Genomic DNA, 20,240 nt, shown 5'->3' with positions numbered 1-20,240 from the left:
GGGAGTCGATCAGAAGTCGAACCGCACCGATGCGGTGATGGTCCGGCCGTTGATAGCACGGGCGCGCAGGAAGTTGTTGGCGCCCTGGGTGATGGCGCCTTCCTCCGCCTCGGTGATGCCAACCGCGTTGAACAGATTGTTGGCATTCAGGGAGACTTCGACGCGATCGACCGGGCGGACGTTCACGAAGGCGTTGACCTGGGTGTAGGCCGGGAACACCAGCTGGTTGTTGTCCTGCGCATAGGCGCGGGTGGTGCCGACGATGTTGAGGCCGAAGCGCGCGACATCGAGATCCACCGACGGGGTGAGTTGATAGATGAAGCGGGCCTGGCGGCGCGGGGTGTTGCCCTGGTTCGCCGGCGTGATGGCATCGCTGGCGATGGTCGCATCCGTCCAGGTCGCGCCGGCGCGCAGATCGAACGGGCCGGTGTGATACGCGGTTTCCAGCTCGATGCCCTTGGCTTCATAGGTGCGATCGAAGAAACGCTGGGTGGTGGCTTCGAAATTCTGTTCCTGCGTACGGGCATAGAAGCCGGTGACGAACAGGCCGAAGCCGCGCGACTTGTATTTCACGCCGATTTCATACTGATCGACATAGTCCACCGCATCCTGCTTGCGCACGCCGCCGTTGGGCAGCACCACCCCAAACAACAGGCGATCGGCATTGGCGCGGCCGCCACGGCTGGCCCGGCCAAACACCGCCGTGTCATCGTTGAGGCGATAATTGGCGCCCAGCGACCAGGAGAAATAGCCGATGTCATAATTGACCGGGCTGGGCGTGCCATTGGCGATCAGCGAGACGGACCGTTCGACCGGCTGGATGGAGCCGTTGCCATCGACATCGAAGTTGCTGGCCTGCAGCGTGCCGGCATAGCTGCCGCGGGCCGAGACATTGTCCCACCGCAGCGAGCCATCGAGGCTGAGGGCGCCGAGATCGGCATTCACCGCCAGATAGGGGGCATTGATGTCGTAGCTGACATCATAGCTGCGCTGGCAGCAATTGCCCCAGAACGGCACGCCATAGGCATAAAGACCATTGCGGGTGAGCACCGCGCCATTGGCCGGGTTGACCACATCCACCAGCGCGGCGTTGCGGCCCTGAACCTCCATCAGGAAACTGTCCCACGTCCAGTCCATGTCGATGTTCTGGCGGGCCTTGTAGAAGCCCAGCGTCGCAGTGACCTTGCCAAGTTCCTTGGTCAGCTTCAGATCGTTGGTGAAGCCGCCGAAATCATTGATTTCGGTGTTGAACAAGTGAGTGCGCATCAACAGGCCATTGGCATTGTTGAAGGCGCGGCCGGCGTTGGGGCCGTTGGCATAGACAAGATTGTAGCTGCCGGCGGTGCCGGTGAGCAGCTGGCCGACCGAATTGCCGATGCCGGCAGCCGCGCCCACTTCCGACGGGAAGGGCGAGACAAAGCGGCCCTTCACGCTGGACCAGCGGAAACGTTCCTCGATCGTCAGGCCATCGGCCAGCTCGAACTGGGCTTCGAGGCCGAGCGTGGTGACCAGCGCGCGCATGCCGTCGCGGATATCGGTGACTCTGCGGTTGTTGTTGCCATCAAGGCCAGCGGCCGTGGTGAAGAAGGCGCTGTGCGGCGTGTCGCGCAATATGTCGAAATTGGTGAAGGACTGGAATTTGGGATCGGCGTTGGAGCCGGTGACCAGCATCGGCATCGGCAGATAGCCGATGGCGCGATCATCCAGATGCTTGACGTTCAACCGCACATAGCCGCCATCAAAGTCCTGGGTGAGGTTGGCCTTCACCTGATAGCCGCTGTTGCCGTTGTAACCGGCGCGGCGCGGGCCTTCGCCTTCACGCCAGAAACCGCCGATGTTGAAGCGGGTCTTTTCGGCGATGTGGGCGCCATAGTTGAAATCGAGGCGATATTCCTCGAAATCGACGCCGGCGGTGCCGATCAGCGTGCCGCCATCCTCGCTGCCATCCTTGCTGATGAAGTTGATGACGCCGCCCGGCGCGTTGGAGGCGAGGGTGGAGGCGGAGCCGCCGCGCACCGCTTCGATCGAGCGGATGGTCTGGTCGGCGCGCAGGAAGATGTCGGCGTTGCCGAACGCGATGTCGCCGAACTGCATCACCGGCAGGCCATCTTCCTGCAGCTGCAGGAACTTGGCGCCGCCCGAAGCGACCGGCAGACCGCGCACGGCGATGTTGGCATTGCCGTCGCCGCCGGTCGATTCCGAACGGATGCCGGGGATCTGGCGGAAGATTTCAGCCGTGGTGCGCGGGGCGGCATCCAGCACCGCCTGGGTGGACAGCGCGCTGACCGAGACCGAGGTGTCGAGGCGGTTGGCCGGGCGGGCGCTGGCCGTCACGACAATCTCTTCCAGGCCCAGCGCATCGTCGCTGCTGTCCGGCTTGGCGGCGTCGGCCTTGGCGGTTTCGGTTTGTGCTAAGGCCGGTGCGCCGAGAGCGGCGAACGCCACCCCGATGGCCAATGCGTGGCGAATCTTCATGCGATACTGCTCCTCTCCCTTATGGTTGCGGACAGGCATAGCTTCGTTACAAACGTTTGCAACCAAAAAATGCAAACGTTTGAATTTCGCCGATTCTGTGGCAGGCAGGGAATTGCAGTGCAGCCCGGCAGAGGCGGCACGCGGGGAGGAGTGGCCATGCAAGCGGCGGAAAAACCACGGCTTTCACTGTGGCGAATCGTGGAAATGAACATCGGCTTCTTTGGTTTGCAGTTCAGCTTTGGCCTGCAGCAGGCCAATATGGGCCCGATCTATGGCATGCTGGGGGCCGAGGAGGCGACGATGCCGCTGCTCTGGCTGGCCGGGCCGATGACCGGTTTGTTGGTGCAGCCGCTGATCGGCGCGATGAGTGACCGGACCCTGTCGCGGCTGGGCCGGCGCACACCCTATTTCCTGGCCGGCGCGCTGATCTGTTCGCTGGCGCTGTTGGCCATGCCGTATTCGGCCACACTTTGGATGGCGGCCTCGCTGTTGTGGATCCTGGATGCCGGCAACAACATCACCATGGAACCCTATCGCGCCTATGTCGCCGATCGGCTGGCGCCGGATCAGCGCGCGACCGGATTCCTGACCCAAAGCGCCTTCACCGGCCTGGCGCAATGCCTGTCCTATCTGGCGCCCAGTCTGCTCACGGCGCTGGTGGGCCGTGATGTGGTGGATGGCAATGGCATCCCGGCCGTGGTGCGCATCGCCTTCGTGATCGGCGCGATCCTGTCGATCAGCACCATTGTCTGGTCGGTGTGGCGGGTGCCGGAACTGCCACTGGCGCCGGCCGAGCGGGTGGTGCTGGCGGCGCGGCCGCTTGGCTGGCGGGGCACCCTGGCCGATATTGCGGCAGCCGTGCGCGACATGCCGCGGCCGATGCGCCAGCTGGTCTGGCCGATGCTGTGCCAATGGTATGCGATGTTCGCCTATTGGCAGTTCATCAGCTTTGCCGTCGCCCGCGGCCCCTATGGCACCGCCGATCCGCACAGCGCGGCCTTCCGCGCGGCGACGCTGACGGCGCAGCAGGCCGGCGCGCTTTACAATCTGGTCGCTTTTGCCGGGGCGCTGCTGCTGATCCCATTGGTGCGGCGGCTGGGGGTGCGGCTGGTGCACGCCCTGTGCCTTGCGGCATCGGGCGCGGCCATGCTGATGATCCCCGGCGTCTCGTCACCGTTGGCGCTGTTCGGCCTGATGATCGGTATTGGCCTGGGCTGGGCCGGCATGATGGGCAATCTTCATGTCATGCTGGCCGATTCCATCCCACCGGAACGCAATGGGATTTACATGGGCATCTTCAACATGTTCATTGTGGTGCCCATGCTGATCCAGACGCTCACCATGCCCTTGCTCTACCAGCCGCTGCTGGGCGGGGACCCGCGCAACGTGCTGTTGCTGGCCGGCGGCCTCATGCTGGCCGGGGCTGGTGCCACCCTGCTGGTGGACGCCGGCCAGCGCCTGCCGCGAACGCAGGCGGCCTGATGGCGGGCGCTGACGACAATATGGAACCCGCGCTGGGCGATGGGCAGGTGCGCACCATCACCGATCTGGCACGGCTGGCCGGTGTGTCGCCCGGTACCGTGTCGCGCGCGCTGGCCGGCAATGCGCTGGTCAATGCCCGCACCCGTGATCGCATCCAGCAGCTGGCGCGGACGCACGGCTTTCAACTGAACCAGATGGCCAGCAACCTGCGCCGCCAGAAAACCGGCGTGGTGGGCGTGGCCATTCCGCTGGGCCATGACCGGCGCCAGCAGATTTCCGACAGTTTCTTCATGACCTTGCTCGGCCACCTGGCCGACGAGCTGACCGAGCATGGCTATGACCTGATGCTGCGCCGGGTGATCCCGGATCGCGACGAGGATTGGCTGGCCCGCTTCACCGGTTCGGGCATGGTCGATGGCCTGATCGTCATCGGCCAATCGGACCAGTTCGACCGCATTGAGGAGGCGGCCGCCGCCTATCTGCCGATGGTGGTGTGGGGCAACCACCAGCAGGGCCAGCGCCATTGCGTGGTGGGCACCGACAACCGGCTGGGCGGGCGGCTGGCGGCGCAGCAGCTGATCGCCGCCGGTGCAACCAGCCTGATGTTCCTGGGCGATACCGAGCCGATGGAGTTTGCCGCGCGATTTGCCGGGGCCGGGGATGTGGCGGCACGTTCCGGGGTGCCGATCATGGCCTGCCCCACCCATCTGGCGATTGATCGCATGCCCGATGAGATTGCCGGCCATCTGGCCCGCCACGCCGGCCAGATCGATGGCATCTTCGCCGCGACCGACACGCTGGCGGTGGCCTGCCTGAAGGCGCTGCAGGATCGTGGCCTGGCCGTGCCGCAGCGCATGCGGCTGGTGGGCTTTGATGATCTGCCATTGGCTGGGCAGACCGTACCGCCGCTCACCACCATCCGGCAGGACATCGCGGCCGGTGCCCGCGGCCTTGTGGACCTGTTGCTGCGCCGGCTGGCCGGCGAGAAGACCGAAAGCCTGGTGCTGCCCCCCGAACTGGTGGTGCGCGCGACAGCTTAACCGAGACGATAGCCGATACCGGGCTCGTTGCGGATCAGGGCGGGGCGGGCCGGGTCCTGTTCCACCTTCAGGCGCAGGGCACGGATGGCGACGCGCAGATATTCGACATCCTCGCGGTGGGCCTTGCCCCACACCTGTTCGAGCAGCATGGCATGGGTCAGCACCCGGCCCTGTGCCGCGACCAGCGCGCTCAGCAGGGCGAATTCGCGCGGGGTGAGCGACAGCGGCTGGCCCGAGAAGCAGGCGCTGTGGCGGTCGGGATCAATGCGGAATGGGCCATGGCTGAGCGTGCCGTCGTCGCTGCTGCGGCCGGTGCGCAGGGCAACGCGCAGCCGGGCACGCACCTCCTCGCCGTTGAATGGCTTGGTGATATAATCGGCGGCGCCCAGATCAAGCGCGGTGACCTTTTCGGCCACGTCGGTGCGGGCTGAAATGACGAGAATGGGTGCAGTGCTGGCGGCACGCAGCACGGGGATCAGCTCCAGCCCATCGCGATCGGGCAGGCCCAGATCGAGCAGGATGGCGTCCACATTGCCGTTGGCCAGCTGCTGCAGCGCCTTGCTGGCATTGCCTGCGGCGATGGCGTCATGGCCATCGGCGGTGAGGACCACGGCCAGCAACCGCAGGATGGCCGGTTCATCATCGATGCAGAGGATGCGGCTCATGCGGCTGGCGCCGGTGCCAGCCGCATGGCGAGCGTGAAGCGCGCGCCGCCGGCCGGGGCGCTGTCGACCGTGATGGACATGGCCATGGCATCGCCGAAGCCCTTGACGATGGCAAGCCCAAGGCCGCTGCCGTGGGTGCGGTCTGTCCCCTCGATCCGGGTGAAGCGCTCGAAGATCCGGGCGCGGTCGGCCATGGGCACGCCGGGGCCATCATCATCGACGTGCAGGTGCATCATCGTGTCGGCAACCTCAGCGCTGAGGGTGACACGGTGCCTGGCGTGGCGCAGCGCATTGTCGACCAGATTGGCGACCATTTGCTGAAGCAGCACCGGATCGGCGACGACAAACGGCAGATCGGCTGGCAGATGCCGCGCCAGCGCGATGCCGGTTGGGATGGCCACGGCATCGGCAGCGGCGTTGATGCTGTCCAGCGGGTCCACCGCTTCCAGTCGGGGCGCCAGCGCGCCAGCCTCCAGCCGGGCGGCGCCGATCAGATCGCTCATCATCCGTTCGAGGCGCTGCGCGGCTGCGAGTGCTTCACCAGCTGCCGGATGTGTGCGTGCCAGGTCGGCCAACTGGCCCGTGATGACGGTAAGTGGCGTGCGGAAATCATGGCCAAGGGAGGCCAGCACAGTGCGCCGCAACCGGTCTCGCTCTTCCAGCATGGCGCGCTCGCGGCGTTCGGCCTCCAGCGCGTCGCGGTCCAGGCTCTGGCCGAACAGCAAGGCAATCTGGTGCAGATGCGCCAGCTCCGCCTCGCCGCGCATCCGGCCGTCCATCGGGCGGGCGAGGGCGGCAACACCAATCTCCTGCCGGTTCCGGGCGGCGAGCGGCAGAAAGCTCCAGTCTGCAGCGGCCATCACGGCGGTGCCGTGCCCGGTGCAGTCGCCATTGTGTGCTGCCCAGGCCGCGGCGGCGGCATCCAGTGCCGAGAAGCCCCCGTCGGGTTGCGGCAGCGTGCCGGCTGGCAGCAGGCGCAGCGGGCCGTATCGCGTTTCAACCAGGGCGATGCCGCGCGCGAGTGCCGTTTCGGCCGGGGGGGCGCCCAACTGTGCAGACAGTTCGGCCATTTCAGCGCTGCGGCCGGCGCGCTGCTGTGCTTCGGCTTCGCGCTGGGTGAGGCGGGAGGCAAGCCGGCTGGTGACCAGCGCGACGGCAACCAGCACCACCAGGCTGACCAGATTTTCGGTCTGGTGCACCCGGAAGGTGTAGCGCGGTTCCAGCAGGAAGAAATTATAGGCGGCAGCGCCACCGAGGGCCGCAAACAGGCCGGGCCCAAGCCCGCCGCGCGTCGCAGCAAGCAGAACTGGGAGCAAGAACAGCAATGCTGCCGAGGCGAGGCCCAGCACCTGCAGACCGGCATCAGCAGCCCAGGCCGTGGCGGCGACGGCGGCCAGCGCTGCAAGATAGGATTGGGCGGGTTTCGTCATGGCCAGCCACTATAGTTCGATCTGGCTGCCAAGTTCGACCACCCGGTTGCTGGGAATGGCGAAATAGGCCGTGGGATCGGCGGCATTGCGGTGGAGGAACATGTAGATCACCACCATCCAGCGCGGCAGCGCCGGCGTGGTGCCAAAGCGGATGGCGCTGCGCCCCAGGAAGAAGGAGGTGCCGCCGGGCCGTGCGATCAGGCCCTGGTGGCGGGCGAGGTCGCTGGGCACATCGATCACGTCCATATAGCCATAGCGCAGCCGGGCCTTGGTGAAGTGTTCATCCACCCGGTCCAGTTCCAACCGGTCGGCCGGTGCCACATGTGGCGCGGCCTGGATGTCGACCTTCAGCAGGATGTTGTTCTGGTGCAGCGCCTTGTTGTGCTTCAGATTGTGCAGCAGCGCCGATGGCGTGAGCGCCAGATTCTGGGTGAGGAAGACGGCGGTGCCGGCCACGATGGCCGGCGGCCGGCTGGCCAGCGCCGCCAGCGCATCATCCAGCGCGATGCCTTGTTCGCTGGCCCGGCTAAGCGCCGCGGTGCGGCCGCGGATCCAGATGGCCATGACCAGCCCCACGATGGCCGCCACCAGCAGCGGCACCCAGCCGCCTTCGCCAATGCGCAGCAGATTGGCGCCGAGGAAGAACAGATCCAGCGCCAGGAACGGTGCCACCAGCAGTGCCGCCCACAGCGGTTCCCAGCGCCAGTGTTTCCAGGCGATGATGAAAGCAAGGCAGGTGGTGACGACCATGGTGGCCGTCACGGCAATGCCATAGGCCGCCGCCATTGCCGTGCTGGACCGGAAGGCGAACACCAGGATGAGCACGCAGGTGAGCAGCAGCCAGTTGACCGCAGGCATGTAGATCTGGCCGATCTGATGTTCGGAGGTTTGCCGGATGGTCAGCCGCGGCAGCAGGCCGAGCGAGATGGCCTGGCTGGTGAGCGAGTAGGCGCCGGTGATGACAGCCTGGCTGGCGATGATCGTCGCCAATGTTGCGAGCACCACCAGCGGCGCCCGCAGCACATCAGGCGCCATGATGAAGAACCAGTCGGCATTGGCCAGCGGCTGACCTGCCGCTTCGGCCGTGGCCAGCGCACGCAGGGCCAGCGCCCCCTGGCCAAGATAGTTGAGGGTCAGCGCCGGCCACACTAGGCCCAACCAACCGAGCTGGATCGGCAGCCGGCCGAAATGGCCCATGTCGGCAATCAGGGCTTCGGCGCCGGTCACAGTGAGGAACACGGCGCCGAGCACGAGCAGCCCGGTCATGCCGTGGCCGGCCAGAAAACTGATGCCGTGGACTGGATTGACCGCCGCCAGGATCGCCGGGGTCTGCACGATCTGCCAGACACCAAGGCCGGCGAGCGCCGCGAACCATAGCAGGCATACCGGCCCGAACAGCGCCGCCATGCCGGCCGTGCCGCGCGATTGCCCGACGAACAGCGCCAGCAGGATGGCGACGGTGACACCCAGGATGACGCCTTGTGACATGCCATCAAGGCCGGGAATGGTTTTCAGGCCCTCCACGGCCGACAATACCGACAAGGCCGGCGTGATGATGGCATCGCCATAGAACATGGCCGCCCCGGTGGCGCCCAGCAGGGTGACGATCAGCCAGCTGCTGCCAGTGGCGCGGCGAGCCAGCGCCATCAGCGAAAGCACGCCGCCTTCGCCGCCATTGTCCATCCGGGTGAGAAACAGCACATATTTCAGGCTGACCACCAGGATCAGCGCCCACAACGCCAGCGACAGCACACCGATGATCTCCCCGCGATCGATGCCGCCGCCAGCGGCCTGGGCCAGTGCCTCCCGAAAGGCATAGAGCGGGCTGGTGCCAATGTCGCCATAGACGACGCCAATCGCGCCCAGGGTGAGCGCAGCGAGAGAATTGCGGGTTGTTCGGGCTGCGGATTGCACGGCGCACCTCCAACATCATGGAGGCCCGCCAATGGGCCATGGGCGCGTTAAATTGCCATAGGGATCGCCGGCCCGGCGCGTAAAGGGCGCGTAAAAGTCGGCGATTTCGTCCGGTTACCAGCGCGTGTCGGCCAGCAGCGCTGCGTAGATCTCGATCCCATCCCACAGATTGCCGATGCGGATATTCTCGTTCGCGGCATGCTGATTGTCGTCGGCATTGGCCACCGAAACGCCGATCATCGGCGCACCCAGCGCCTCGACAATTTCGGCAAACGGCGTGGTGCCGCCCATCAACGGCATCTGCACCGGCGGCTGGCCGGCAATGCGCGCGAAGGCGTCGATCACCGCCTTGGCCGCCGGCGTGTCCAGCGGCACCTTGACCGCAACCGAGCCGCCGTCGCTCCAGTTCAGCTTCAACAGTTTCGGCCAGGCCTGGCGGGTCGCGAGATCAGGTTCGGTGCGGATGATGTGCCAGCCTTGCTGCGCCAGATAGGCTTCGGTGGTTTCCCGGACATGCGCCATGGTCTGGCCCGGCCCCAGCCTGATGTCGAAACTGGCCCAGGCCGATGTGGCAATGGCGTTGGCCGCTGGCGAGCGCGTGTCGCCGCCGTGGATGGCGCGCACGTTCAATGTGGGTGAAAGATAGCCATCAGCAATGCGTTCGGTGCCGATGGTGCGGCCCAGCGCCAGATCCTGCTTCAGTTGCGCCTCCACCGGCGGTAGCGCGGCCAGCGCTGCCTTGTCGCTTGCCGAGGGCGGCGGGACTTCGCTGGCAAGGCCAGGCACCTTGATGTTGCCCTGCTCATCGCGCAGCTGCATCACCAGATCGGCGATCATCACGGTGGGGCTGGGCACCCAATTGCCATAATGGCCATCGTGCAGGGCGCGGGCCGGGCCATAGACGGTGGCCTCGAAATCGATGATGCCGCGGTTGCCGCCGCTCACCAGCGGCCGGCCGCTCTGGTGGACCGGGCCGTCACCCATGATGAGGAGATCAGCGGCCAGCAGCGCCTTGTTGGCGCGCACGATGGCGCCGAAATTGGGGGAGCCGGCCTCCTCCTCACCCTCCCACAGGATCTTGATGTTGACGGCGGGTGTGATGCCCTTGGCCGCCAGCGCATCCAGCGCCCACAGCGTGGCGGCGATGGTTGCCTTGTCGTCGCCGCTGGCGCGGCCGTGCAGGCGCCAATCGGGATCGATCGGCTGTCCGGGGGCGGGATCAATCTTCCGGCTGGCCGGCGGCGGTGTGCGCAGCGTGGGCTGGAACGGCGGATCCAGCCAGCCGGGCTGGTTCACCGGCTGCCCGTCATAATGGGCGTACAGCAGCATGGTGCGCTTTGCGCCCGGCGTGCGGCGTTCGGCAAACACACTGGCCGGTGTGCCGGGCCGGGCGCGCAGCTGCCGGGTGGCGAAACCCCGCGCCTTCAACTGGGCTTCCAGATAATCGGCATTGCGATCAACGTCCGCCAGGTTGCTGGCGATGCTGGGCATGGCAACGAACTGGCTGTAATCAGACAGCAATTGCCGTTCATTGGCCTGGCGCCAGCTGCGCACCTGGGCCCGCAGCCGGTCAGATGCCGGGGTGGCCGTGGCCGCGCTCGCGACCGCCAGCATGCACAGCGCCATCAACCCGGATTTCATCATGTACACCCCCAACATTGCCGTGCCACCGTGGCGCAAGCCGCCCGCGAAGGCAACCGACAGCCGCTTTACATGGATAATACAGCTGTTATGAGAGCGGGCAGAGCAACCGGAGAATTTCGCATCATGCTGCAACTGTCGGGCGTTACCCATGTCTATCCCAACGGCACCCGCGCCCTGGATGACGTGAACCTTGCGATCCCCACGGGCATGTTTGGTTTGCTGGGCCCCAACGGCGCCGGCAAATCGACACTGATGCGCACGGTGGCGACGTTGCAGACCCCGACGGCCGGCCAGATCCGCTTTGGCGATATCGACGTGATTGCCGAGCCGGAACGGCTGCGCGAGACCCTGGGTTATCTGCCGCAGGATTTTGGCGTTTATCCGCGCGTTTCGGCCTATGACATGCTGGACCATATGTGCGTGCTGAAGGGCATTGCCAGCGCGGCCGATCGCAAGGCGACGGTGGAAACCCTGCTGAACCAGACCAATTTGTGGACGGTGCGCGGCAAGGCGATTGCCGGCTTTTCGGGCGGGATGCGGCAGCGCTTCGGCATTGCCCAGGCACTGATCGGCAATCCGCGCCTGATCATCGTGGACGAGCCCACCGCCGGCCTTGACCCCGAAGAGCGCAACCGCTTCCTCAATCTGCTGGCCGAGATTGGCGAGAATGTGGTGGTCATCCTTTCGACCCACATTGTCGAGGATGTCGCCGATCTGTGCCCGCGTATGGCGGTGCTGGCAGCGGGCCGCATCCAGCTGGAAGGTGCGCCGCTTGATCTGATCCAACGGGCACGCGGCACCGTGTGGGCCAAGGCCATCCGCCGCGACGAGCTGGAGGCGATGAAGGCAGCGCACGAGGTCATCTCCACCCGCCTGTTCGCCGGGCGCACCATCATCCACATCCTGTCCGAAACCGATCCGGGTCAGGGCTTCACGCCGGTCGAAGGCGGGCTGGAGGATGTTTATTTCGCCACGCTGGCCAAGAGCCGGCGCACCGCTCCCACCGCTGCTGCCGTTGCGGCCTGAACGGCAAGGGCAGGACCATGTTTGGCGCCATCACGCGGTTTGAGCTGCGGTATCAATTGCGCAACCCGGTGTTCTGGGTGGTGTGTGTGCTGTTCTTCCTGATCACCTTCGGGGCGATGACGGTTGACCAGATCCAGATCGGCTCGGGCGGCAATGTGAAGAAAAATGCGCCCTTTGCCATCGCGCAGGTGCATCAGATCCTGTCGCTGTTCTTCATGTTCGTCACCACGGCCTTTGTCGCCAATGTGATCGTGCGGGATGATGAGAGCGGCTTTGGCCCGATGGTGCGGGCCACCAGGGTGCGCAAGTTCGATTATCTGTTCGGGCGCTTCACCGGCGCCGCGCTGGCCGGCGCGGTGGCGTTTCTGGTGGTGCCGCTGGCGATCTTTGCCGGATCGCTGATGCCGTGGGTGGACCCGGAAACCCTGGGACCGAACCGGCTCGGCGACTATGCCTTTGCCTATTTCGCGCTGGCCTTGCCCAACGTGCTGCTCACCTCGGCCATCTTCTTTGCGGTGGCCACGGCGACGCGATCGATGATGTACAGCTATGTCGGCGTCGTGGTGTTCCTGGTGCTGTATCTGGTGCTGAACGGGTTCTTGCGCAGCAAGCCGGAACTGCGCGAAACCGCCGGCCTGATCGAGCCCTTTGCCCTGGCGGCGGTTGGCAATGCCACGCGCTACTGGACAGCGGCTGAGCGCAACGGGCTGACCCCGCCAATCACCGCCAACCTGTTGGCCAACCGGGCGATCTGGCTGGGCGTGGCGCTGGCGGCGCTCGGCTTTGCCAGCTGGAAATTCCGCTTCAGCGAAGCCGGTCTGTCGGCCCGTGCCGCTGCCCGTGCCGCGCGCAAGGCCGCCAAGGCCGCTGCCGTCGCGCCCCGGCTGGTGGAGCGCCTGCCCATGCCCAACCAGCGCACTGCCGCCTGGAGCCGGCTGTGGGTCCGCATCCGGTTCGAGATGGGTCTGGTGTTCAAGAGCCCGGCCTATGTCGTGCTGTTGATCATCGGCCTGTTCAACAGTGTGGGTGCGCTGCTGTTTGCCAACGAGATTTACGGCACCCCGGCCCGCCCGCTGACCTTTGCCCTGATCGAGGTGCTGGCTGGCAGCTTCACCATCTTCCCGATCATCATCGCCATCTATTACGCCGGCGAGGTGGTGTGGCGGGACCGGGACCGCAAGTTCCACGAGATCGTGGACAGCACGTCGCTGCCCAACTGGGCCTATCTCGTGCCCAAGGTTCTGGCCGTTGCCGGCGTGCTGTTCACCACGCTTCTGGTGTCCGTTCTGGCTGCGATGGTGGTGCAATTGTGGCGCGGCGTGGACGCCTTGGAGCCGGGCAAGTTCCTGCTGTGGTATATTCTGCCCACCGGTATCGGCATGGTGCAGCTGGCGGTGCTGGCGGTGTTCGTGCAGGCGTTGAGCCCGAACAAATATGCCGGCTGGGCGGTGATGGTGGTCTACCTCGTCGCCTCCATCACCCTTTCCAATATCGGCTTTGAACATCCGCTCTACAATTTCGGGGCGACGCCGCCGGCACGCTATTCCGATCTCAACGGCAACCAGATTGGCGCGCTCGGCGGGCTGTGGCTGTCGGTCTATTGGAACCTGGTGTCGCTGGTGCTGGCGGTCTTGGCGCACCTGTTGTGGCGGCGTGGCACCGATGTGGCGCTGTGGCCGCGGCTGCGGGCGCTGCCGCGCCGGCTGCGCGGCATGCCGTTGGCGCTGTTGGTGGCCGGCTTGGCCGGTGCGGGCGCCAGCGGGGCCTGGGTGTGGCACAACACCAACCAGCTGAATGATTATCGCACCCGCGATGATCTTGAGGCGCAGCAGGCCGATCTGGAAAAGCGCTACATCCGCTATGAAAAGCTTCCGCAACCGTCGGCCACGGATATCAGGCTGGCGGTTGATCTTTACCCCGAGCAGCGGCGCATGGTGTCGCGCGGGCAGGTGAAGCTGGTGAACGACACTGGCGCGCCGCTGGCGCAATTGCACCTGCGCATGGGGTCTCAGGCCAGCCGGATCGAGCGCATCGACGTGCCCGGCGCCCGGCTGACCCTGAACGATGAGACCAACAAATATCGCATCTATCGCTTTGACCGGCCGCTGGCACCGGGCGCGCGCCTCGCGGTGGATTTCGTCGTGACCCGCGAGCAGAAGGGTTTTCCGGCGCGCGGTGAGGACACCAACCTCATCGGCAACGGCAGTTTCATGAACAACACCGATTTCATGCCGCTGATCGGCATGAGCAAGGATGGGCTGCTGCGCGACCGGGCGAAGCGGCGCAAATATGGCCTGCCGCCCGAACAGCGGCTGCCCAAGCTGGAAGACCAGGCCGCCTTGCAGCGCAATTATCTGGGCAACGCCGATTGGGTGAACAGTGACATCACCCTCTCCACCACCGCCAGCCAGACGCCGATTGCACCGGGCCGCAAGGTCGCAGACCGGGTGGAAGGCGGGCGCCGCATCGCGCGCTTTGTCTCGCCGCAGCCGATCCTCAGCTTCTTCTCGGTGCAGTCGGCAGCCTATGCCGAAAAATCCGCCACGGCTGATGGTGTGGCGCTGACGGTGTATCACCACCCGCGCCATGCCTATAATGTGGACCGCATGCTGGCATCGATGAAGACCAGCCTGGCCTATTACCGCAAGAATTTCGGCCCGTATCAGTTCGATTATGCCCGCATCATCGAGTTTCCGGGCTATGAGAGCTTTGCGCAGGCCTTTGCCGGCACCATTCCGTTTTCGGAAGCCATCGGTTTTCTGGCTGCCAATGATGATCCGGAACAGATCGACTATGTCACCTATGTGACCGCGCACGAGCTTGGCCACCAATATTGGGGCCACCAGATCATCAGCGCCGAAAAGCAGGGCGGCACACTGTTTGTTGAAACCATGGCGCAATATTCGGCGCTGATGGTGATGAAGCAGATTTACGGCGAGGAGAAGATCCGCCGCTTCCTGAAATATGAGCTGGACAATTATCTGCGCAGCCGCGGCGGCGAGCTGATCGAGGAGCTGCCGCTTAACCGGGTCGAGGACCAGGGCTATATCCATTATCGCAAGGGCAGCGTGGTGATGTATCTGCTGGCTGACCGGCTGGGTGAGGATCGTGTCAACGCGATGCTGGCCGGGCTGCTGGCGGCACACAAGTTCAAGAGCCAGCCTTATGTCGATGCCACCATCCTTGTGGATGGCTACAAGCGGCTGGCCCGCACCGACGAGGAGCGCCAGCTGGTCAGCGATCTCCTGGAGCGCATCACCATCTATGACCTGAAGGCGAAATCGGCCACGACGCGCCGACTTGCCGATGGCCGCTGGGAAACCAGGCTGGTGGTGGATGCCGGCAAATATCATGCCGATGGCAAGGGCGTGGAAACGGCGGCGGCGCTGCTGAACAACATTGATATCGGCCTGTTCACGGCCCGGCCGGGCCAGGGCGAGTTCAACCGCGCCAATGTCGTGCAGATGCAGCGGCTGCCGGTCAAATCCGGCCTGCAGACGCTGGTGCTGATCACCAAGGTGAAGCCGACTGTGGCGGGCGTTGACCCCTACAACAAATATGTCGACCGCAATTCGGACGACAATCTGGTGGATGTGAACTGAGCCGCGGTGCTGGCGGGCGGCAGATCCGCCCCGCGTCTTGGGAAGGATCTCAGGCCAGCCGCTGCGCCCAGTGCGGCGCCAGCGGACCGGCGGCAAAGCCGGCGCGGTCGATGGCGTAGAACAGGTGGACGACCGGCCCGGTGGAGAGCTGGACGGTCGAGGTGCGATCCTGCAGCGTGGCGCCGATGCGGGTAACGGCGGTGCGGCTGCGCAGGTTGGTCTCCCCGATCATGAAGATCACCCGCTCCACTTGCTGCAGCGCATGGCCGACCATCAGCGCCTTCATGACATGGTTGGCCTTGCCGCCCCAGTGGCGGCGCACCAGGAAGGTCCAGCCCACCTCCACCTCGCCGGGGTCGGCCCGGGTGAAATCGAAGCGCGACGAGCCGATGATGGCGCCGTCCGCCGCCTCGGCCACCAGCATGCCGCCGCCGGCGAGGCCATCTTCGAAAAAGGCGCGGAACACCGGTTCCTGCCAGCGATCATGCGCCGGATGGCCGGCCCAGATGCCGGGATCGCTGGCGGCGGCGAACAGGGCCGGCCAGTCATCGGGCGTGGCCGGGCGCAGGCTGAGCTGCGGGTGGGCAAGCCGGGGCTGACGATCAAGCATGGGCGTCCTCAGTGCGGCAGCAGCACGAAACGGGCGCTGGCATAAATGACGACACCGATGCAGCCGCCGATCAGCGTGCCGTTGATGCGGATGAACTGCAGATCGCGGCCCACCGCTTCCTCCACCTTTTCGGTGACGGTCTGCGCATCCCAACCGCGCACGGTTTGCGAGACCAGGCTGACAATGGCATCGCCATGATCGTGCGACAGGCCAACCACGGCGCGGCGCAGGGCGGTGTTGAGGCTGCGCTTCAGATCCTCGTCGCCTTCGATGCGCTGGCCGACGGCGGCGAGCGCGCTGCCCAGCCGGTTGCCTTCAGGATCGTTCAACCCGCGCACCAGCGCGGCGCGGGCGCTGGTCCACAAGCCATTCACCCAGCCGGCCATGGCGGGATTGGCCATCAGATCGGACTTGAAGCCCTCCACCCGCTCCTGCGTTTCGGGGAAGTGGCGCAGATCAAAGGCCCATTGGCGCAGCGCCTCCACGATGCGCAGCCGCACCGGGTGATATTGATCCTGCTTCATTTCCACCAGCAGCCGCTGCACGGCGCCGATCATCGTGTTGGACATGGATTCATCCGCACCCGCCAGCCGCAGCAGCCAGTTGGTGCGTTCCGTCACCATGTCGCGGATGGTGGGGGCTTCATCGGTCAACGTGGCCAGACCCCAGTCGATGCCGGTGTCGATCAGCGGCTCGTGGCGGCCCTTGGCCACCATCGTGTCGATGGCGTCGGCGACCAGCGGCGACAATTTCATCTCTTCCAGCCGGCCGCGGGCCACATCTTCCACCAGCTTGGCGATGGCCGGTTCGTCCAGCGCCTCGACCAGCCGGGCGACAAGCGGTGCCAACCCGCGCTTGCGGTTGGGAGACGGGCTTTCCGGCGCCGGCTTGGTCAGCCAGCGGCCGAGCACGCCGGCCAGATCGGCATCCTCCAATCGGCGGGCCACCACCTGGGGCTTCAGGAAATTGTCCTTCAGGAACTGGGCCAGCGTGTCGCCCAGTCGGTCCTTTTGTTCGGGAATGATGGCCGTGTGGGGAATGGGCAGGCCCAGCGGGCGGCGGAACAGCGCGGTAACGGCAAACCAGTCTGCCAGACCGCCCACCATGGCCGCTTCGCTGAACGCCATCACCCAGGGCACAGCCGGATGCGCATGCCGCCAGATCAGGCAGGCGCAAAAGATCAGGGCCATCGTCGCCAGCAGCAGCGTGGCGATCAGGCGCATCCGGTGAAAGGGCGACTCCGGCAACAGGCTGGTCAGAACGGCCTCACTCCGCAGGGGTGACTGACCCGACCTTAGCAGTCCCTTCGTTGTTGGTGAACCAGCGCTTCATGCGCGGGGCCAGCCATTCCTCGACCGAGACCGCGATGGAGAAGCCAGCCGGCACGATGATCAGGGTGAGGGCGGTCGACACGATCAGGCCGCCAATCACGACGATGCCCATCGGCGCACGCCACGAACCATCACCGCCCAGCGCCAGCGCCACCGGCATCATGCCGGCAACCATGGCCACCGTGGTCATGATGATCGGCTGCACGCGCTTGTGGCCGGCTTCCAGGATGGCTTCGATCTTGGGCACGCCCTTGCCCATTTCCTCGATCGCCATGTCAACCAGCAGGATCGAGTTCTTGGCAACGATGCCCAGCAGCATGAGGAGGCCGATGAATACCGGCATCGAAATGGCATTGCCGGTGAGGGCGAGCGCGATCAGGCCACCCAGCGGGGCGAGCAGCAGCGACATCATGTTGACGAACGGCGGCAGCACCCGCTTGTAGAGCAGCACGAGCACGGCGAACACCATCACGATGCCGGCAATCACGGCCAGGATGAAGTTCTGGATCAGCTCGCCCATCCACTTCTGCATGCCCAGCTGAACCTTTTCGACACCAGGCGGCAGATTCTTGAGTGCTGGCAGTTGGTCCACCTTCGCCTGCACGTCGCCCGACAGCAGACCCGGCGCGAGATCGGCGCCAATCTGCACCCGGCGCTGCTGGTTGAAGCGGCGGATTTCGGTGGGACCAGCGCCAAAGCTGATATCGGCCACGACCTTCAGCGGAACAGTGCCGCCGCGGGCTGTGGGCACGGGCAGGTTTTCGATTGTCGAGAGGTTGCGGCGCGAGGATTCAGCCAGTGCGACCCGGATCGGGATCTGGCGATCGGCCACGCTGAACTTGGCAACATTCTGATCGATATCACCCAGGGTGGCGATGCGGATGGTTTCCGAGAGCGCCGCCGTGGTGACACCCAGTTCCGCCGCCAGATCAAGCCGCGGCTTGATGGTGATTTCCGGCCGCTGGAGTCCGCCATCGATGCGGGCCTGGCGCAGTTCGGGCATGGCACGCATTTCTTCCACAACCTTGCGAGCCGCGCGATCAAGCAGGTCCGGGTCATTGCCGGTCAGTGTCACGCCAATGTCGCGACCGCCCGGAGGGCCACCGCCCTGGTTGGAAAAGCCGATGCGCGCATCAGGAATGGCGGCCAGCTTGGGCGCCATGGCGCGTTCCCAATCGATGCGGTGCATCGACCGGTCCTTCTTGAGGGTGAGATAGATATTGCCGCCGCCAACGTCGACATCGGCAAAGGCAAGCGCCAGGTCCGGCGAGGATTCGACGACCTTCACCGCTTGGTCCACGACAGCCTCGGTCTGGGCCAGCGTCACGCCGGGGGGCAGGGCGATCGTGACCTGGCTGTCGTCATTGTCGACATCAGGCTGGAACGTCTTGGGCAGCATGACGAACAGCGCCACTGTGATGGCCAGCGCAGCACCGCCGATGCCAAACACAGTCTTGTGGCGGTTGGCCAGTGCCCAGCCCAGGATGTTCATGTAACTGTCCACCCATTTGCCGGTGCCATGTTCAGCCTGGCCATGGCTCTTGAGGAAATAGGCGGCAAGCATCGGCGTGATCAGGCGGGCCACGGCCAGGCTGATCAGCACCGACACGGCGACCGTTGCGCCGAAATTCTTGAAGAACTGGCCAGAGATGCCCGGCATCAGCGCCACCGGCAGGAACACCGCCACGATCGACATGGTCGTGGCCACCACGGCCAAGCCAATCTCGTCAGCCGCGTCCATCGATGCCTGCCAGGCAGATTTGCCCATGCGCATGTGCCGCACGATATTCTCGATCTCCACGATGGCATCGTCCACCAGCACGCCGGCCACGAGGCTCAGCGCCAGGAGCGACAGCTGATTGAGGCTGAAGCCCAGCCAGGCATCGAGGAACCAGAAGGTGGGCACAGCCGACAGCGGAATCGCCAGCGCTGAAATGATGGTGGCGCGCCAGTCCCGCAGGAACCAAAGCACCACGAGCACAGCCAACACAGCGCCTTCGATCATCGCGTCGATGGCGCCGCGGTACTGCATCTTCGTGTATTCGACCGACGTGAAGATCAGGCGCATCTGCACCTTGGGATATTGCGCCCGGATCTTGTCGAGCTCCTTCACGGCAGCGTCATAGACGGTGACATCCGACGCGCCCTTGGCCTTGGCAAGACTGAAGCTGAGCACCTGGCGGCCACCCAATTTGGAAATGCTGCGCTGTTCGGCATAAGAGTCGCGCACCTCGGCAATGTCGCCCAGGCGAATGCTGCGACCCAGACCCAGATTGATCTGCGTTTCAGCGAGACCGTTGGCGTTACGGGCATTGCCGAGCACCCGCACCGACTGTTCGGCGCCGGCGATTTCCGCCCGGCCGCCGGCCGCATTGAGATTGACCTGGCGCAGCTGCGCATTGACCTGGCTGGCTGTGACGCCGTAGGCCTGCATGCGATCGGGATCGAGAACGACGCGGATTTCGCGGCTCACCCCGCCAGCGCGGCGCACCTGGGCCATGCCGGGAATACCCAGCAGGCGCTTGGCCACCGTGTTGTCGACAAACCAGCTCAGCTCCTCAAGCGTCATCGCGGTCGATTCAACCGAGAAATAGGCAATCGGCCCGCCGGCCATATCGAGCCGGTTGACCTGCGGCTGCAGGATCCCCTGCGGCAGATCGGAACGGATGTTGGCCACGGCGTCGCGCACGTCGTTGACGGCGCGGTCGATCGGCGTGCCGATGGCGAACTGCACCATGGTGCGGCTCTGCCCCTCGGAAACAAAGCTGTTGACTTCATCCACCCCGGTGATGTTGCGCACCGCCGCCTCGACACGCTGCGTCACCTGGTTTTCCAGCTCGGCAGGAGCGGCGCCCGGTTGGGCCACGATGATCTGCGCGCCCGGGAACTCGACGTCCGGCTGGTTGTTGATGTCCATGGCGCGGAACGACAGGACGCCAGCCAGCACCAGCAGGGCAAACAGCACCAGCGGCGGCACCGGGTTCTTGATCGACCAGGCAGAGATGTTGCGCATGGGTTCTT

Annotated in this window: 12 protein-coding genes; 4 read left to right on the top strand and 8 right to left on the bottom strand. The window is 65.3% G+C overall.

What is annotated here, in order from left to right:
- Positions 1 to 9 precede the first annotated feature (9 nt).
- Positions 10 to 2,475 carry a TonB-dependent siderophore receptor gene (locus AC6BOR_RS03230; RefSeq protein WP_498059773.1) on the bottom strand — a complete coding sequence of 822 codons (2,466 nt, stop codon included), beginning with the start codon at positions 2,473 to 2,475 and terminating at the stop codon, positions 10 to 12.
- A 156-nt stretch (positions 2,476 to 2,631) separates the two neighbouring features.
- Between AC6BOR_RS03230 and AC6BOR_RS03225 the strand changes: the two genes are divergently transcribed.
- Positions 2,632 to 3,957: an MFS transporter gene (locus AC6BOR_RS03225; protein ID WP_498059772.1), complete on the top strand. Its 1,326-nt coding sequence runs from the start codon at positions 2,632 to 2,634 to the stop codon at positions 3,955 to 3,957.
- Positions 3,957 to 4,997, top strand: coding sequence for a LacI family DNA-binding transcriptional regulator (locus AC6BOR_RS03220; protein ID WP_498059771.1), 1,041 nt, complete (start codon positions 3,957 to 3,959; stop codon positions 4,995 to 4,997). The genes AC6BOR_RS03225 and AC6BOR_RS03220 overlap by 1 nt, the downstream gene beginning before the upstream one ends.
- Here the strand turns inward: AC6BOR_RS03220 and AC6BOR_RS03215 are convergent.
- The 4 genes from AC6BOR_RS03215 to AC6BOR_RS03200 form a co-directional block, all read right to left on the bottom strand.
- Positions 4,994 to 5,662 carry a response regulator transcription factor gene (locus tag AC6BOR_RS03215; protein WP_498059770.1) on the bottom strand — a complete coding sequence of 223 codons (669 nt, stop codon included), beginning with the start codon at positions 5,660 to 5,662 and terminating at the stop codon, positions 4,994 to 4,996. The genes AC6BOR_RS03220 and AC6BOR_RS03215 overlap by 4 nt on opposite strands.
- Entirely contained in the window at positions 5,659 to 7,092 is a 1,434-nt protein-coding gene (locus AC6BOR_RS03210) for an ATP-binding protein (protein ID WP_498059769.1), read from the bottom strand. Before AC6BOR_RS03210 ends, AC6BOR_RS03215 begins: the two co-directional genes overlap by 4 nt.
- Positions 7,093 to 7,101: 9 nt before the next feature.
- Positions 7,102 to 9,006: a potassium transporter Kup gene (locus tag AC6BOR_RS03205; protein WP_498059768.1), complete on the bottom strand. Its 1,905-nt coding sequence runs from the start codon at positions 9,004 to 9,006 to the stop codon at positions 7,102 to 7,104.
- Positions 9,007 to 9,120: 114 nt separating this feature from the next.
- Positions 9,121 to 10,650: a M20/M25/M40 family metallo-hydrolase gene (locus AC6BOR_RS03200; RefSeq protein WP_498059767.1), complete on the bottom strand. Its 1,530-nt coding sequence runs from the start codon at positions 10,648 to 10,650 to the stop codon at positions 9,121 to 9,123.
- A 123-nt stretch (positions 10,651 to 10,773) separates the two neighbouring features.
- Between AC6BOR_RS03200 and AC6BOR_RS03195 the strand changes: the two genes are divergently transcribed.
- Complete coding sequence (locus AC6BOR_RS03195; protein WP_498059766.1) at positions 10,774 to 11,676, top strand: ABC transporter ATP-binding protein; 903 nt, start codon at positions 10,774 to 10,776, stop codon at positions 11,674 to 11,676.
- A 17-nt stretch (positions 11,677 to 11,693) separates the two neighbouring features.
- A complete protein-coding gene (locus AC6BOR_RS03190) occupies positions 11,694 to 15,278 on the top strand; it encodes an ABC transporter permease/M1 family aminopeptidase (protein ID WP_498059765.1) in 3,585 nt (1,194 codons plus the stop codon).
- Positions 15,279 to 15,327: 49 nt separating this feature from the next.
- On the opposite strand, the gene AC6BOR_RS03185 is transcribed toward AC6BOR_RS03190, so the two are convergent.
- The 3 genes from AC6BOR_RS03185 to AC6BOR_RS03175 are packed head-to-tail and all read right to left on the bottom strand — an operon-like array spanning position 15,328 to position 20,232.
- Positions 15,328 to 15,888 (bottom strand): GNAT family N-acetyltransferase, encoded by a 561-nt coding sequence (locus tag AC6BOR_RS03185; RefSeq protein ID WP_498059764.1) that lies wholly within the window; start codon positions 15,886 to 15,888, stop codon positions 15,328 to 15,330.
- A gap of 8 nt (positions 15,889 to 15,896) precedes the next feature.
- Complete coding sequence (locus AC6BOR_RS03180; RefSeq protein ID WP_498059763.1) at positions 15,897 to 17,111, bottom strand: DUF445 domain-containing protein; 1,215 nt, start codon at positions 17,109 to 17,111, stop codon at positions 15,897 to 15,899.
- 43 nt (positions 17,112 to 17,154) lie between these two features.
- Positions 17,155 to 20,232 (bottom strand): efflux RND transporter permease subunit, encoded by a 3,078-nt coding sequence (locus AC6BOR_RS03175; protein ID WP_498059762.1) that lies wholly within the window; start codon positions 20,230 to 20,232, stop codon positions 17,155 to 17,157.
- Between the last annotated feature and the right edge of the window lie 8 nt (positions 20,233 to 20,240).

The organism is Sandarakinorhabdus sp. FBCC-B8862, assembly GCF_059745315.1.
The sequence above is the reverse complement of the archived record's forward strand: the minus strand, read 5'-3'. Positions and strand labels throughout refer to the sequence as shown.

Excerpts from the sequence above, each read along its gene's own strand:
- AC6BOR_RS03230 (WP_498059773.1), bottom strand. The coding sequence starts at position 2,475 with ATGAAGATTCGCCACGCATTGGCCATCGGGGTGGCGTTCGCCGCTCTC.
- AC6BOR_RS03225 (WP_498059772.1), top strand. The coding sequence starts at position 2,632 with ATGCAAGCGGCGGAAAAACCACGGCTTTCACTGTGGCGAATCGTGGAA.
- AC6BOR_RS03220 (WP_498059771.1), top strand. The coding sequence starts at position 3,957 with ATGGCGGGCGCTGACGACAATATGGAACCCGCGCTGGGCGATGGGCAG.
- AC6BOR_RS03215 (WP_498059770.1), bottom strand. The coding sequence starts at position 5,662 with ATGAGCCGCATCCTCTGCATCGATGATGAACCGGCCATCCTGCGGTTG.
- AC6BOR_RS03210 (WP_498059769.1), bottom strand. The coding sequence starts at position 7,092 with ATGACGAAACCCGCCCAATCCTATCTTGCAGCGCTGGCCGCCGTCGCC.
- AC6BOR_RS03200 (WP_498059767.1), bottom strand. The coding sequence starts at position 10,650 with ATGATGAAATCCGGGTTGATGGCGCTGTGCATGCTGGCGGTCGCGAGC.
- AC6BOR_RS03195 (WP_498059766.1), top strand. The coding sequence starts at position 10,774 with ATGCTGCAACTGTCGGGCGTTACCCATGTCTATCCCAACGGCACCCGC.
- AC6BOR_RS03190 (WP_498059765.1), top strand. The coding sequence starts at position 11,694 with ATGTTTGGCGCCATCACGCGGTTTGAGCTGCGGTATCAATTGCGCAAC.
- AC6BOR_RS03185 (WP_498059764.1), bottom strand. The coding sequence starts at position 15,888 with ATGCTTGATCGTCAGCCCCGGCTTGCCCACCCGCAGCTCAGCCTGCGC.
- AC6BOR_RS03180 (WP_498059763.1), bottom strand. The coding sequence starts at position 17,111 with ATGCGCCTGATCGCCACGCTGCTGCTGGCGACGATGGCCCTGATCTTT.
- AC6BOR_RS03175 (WP_498059762.1), bottom strand. The coding sequence starts at position 20,232 with ATGCGCAACATCTCTGCCTGGTCGATCAAGAACCCGGTGCCGCCGCTG.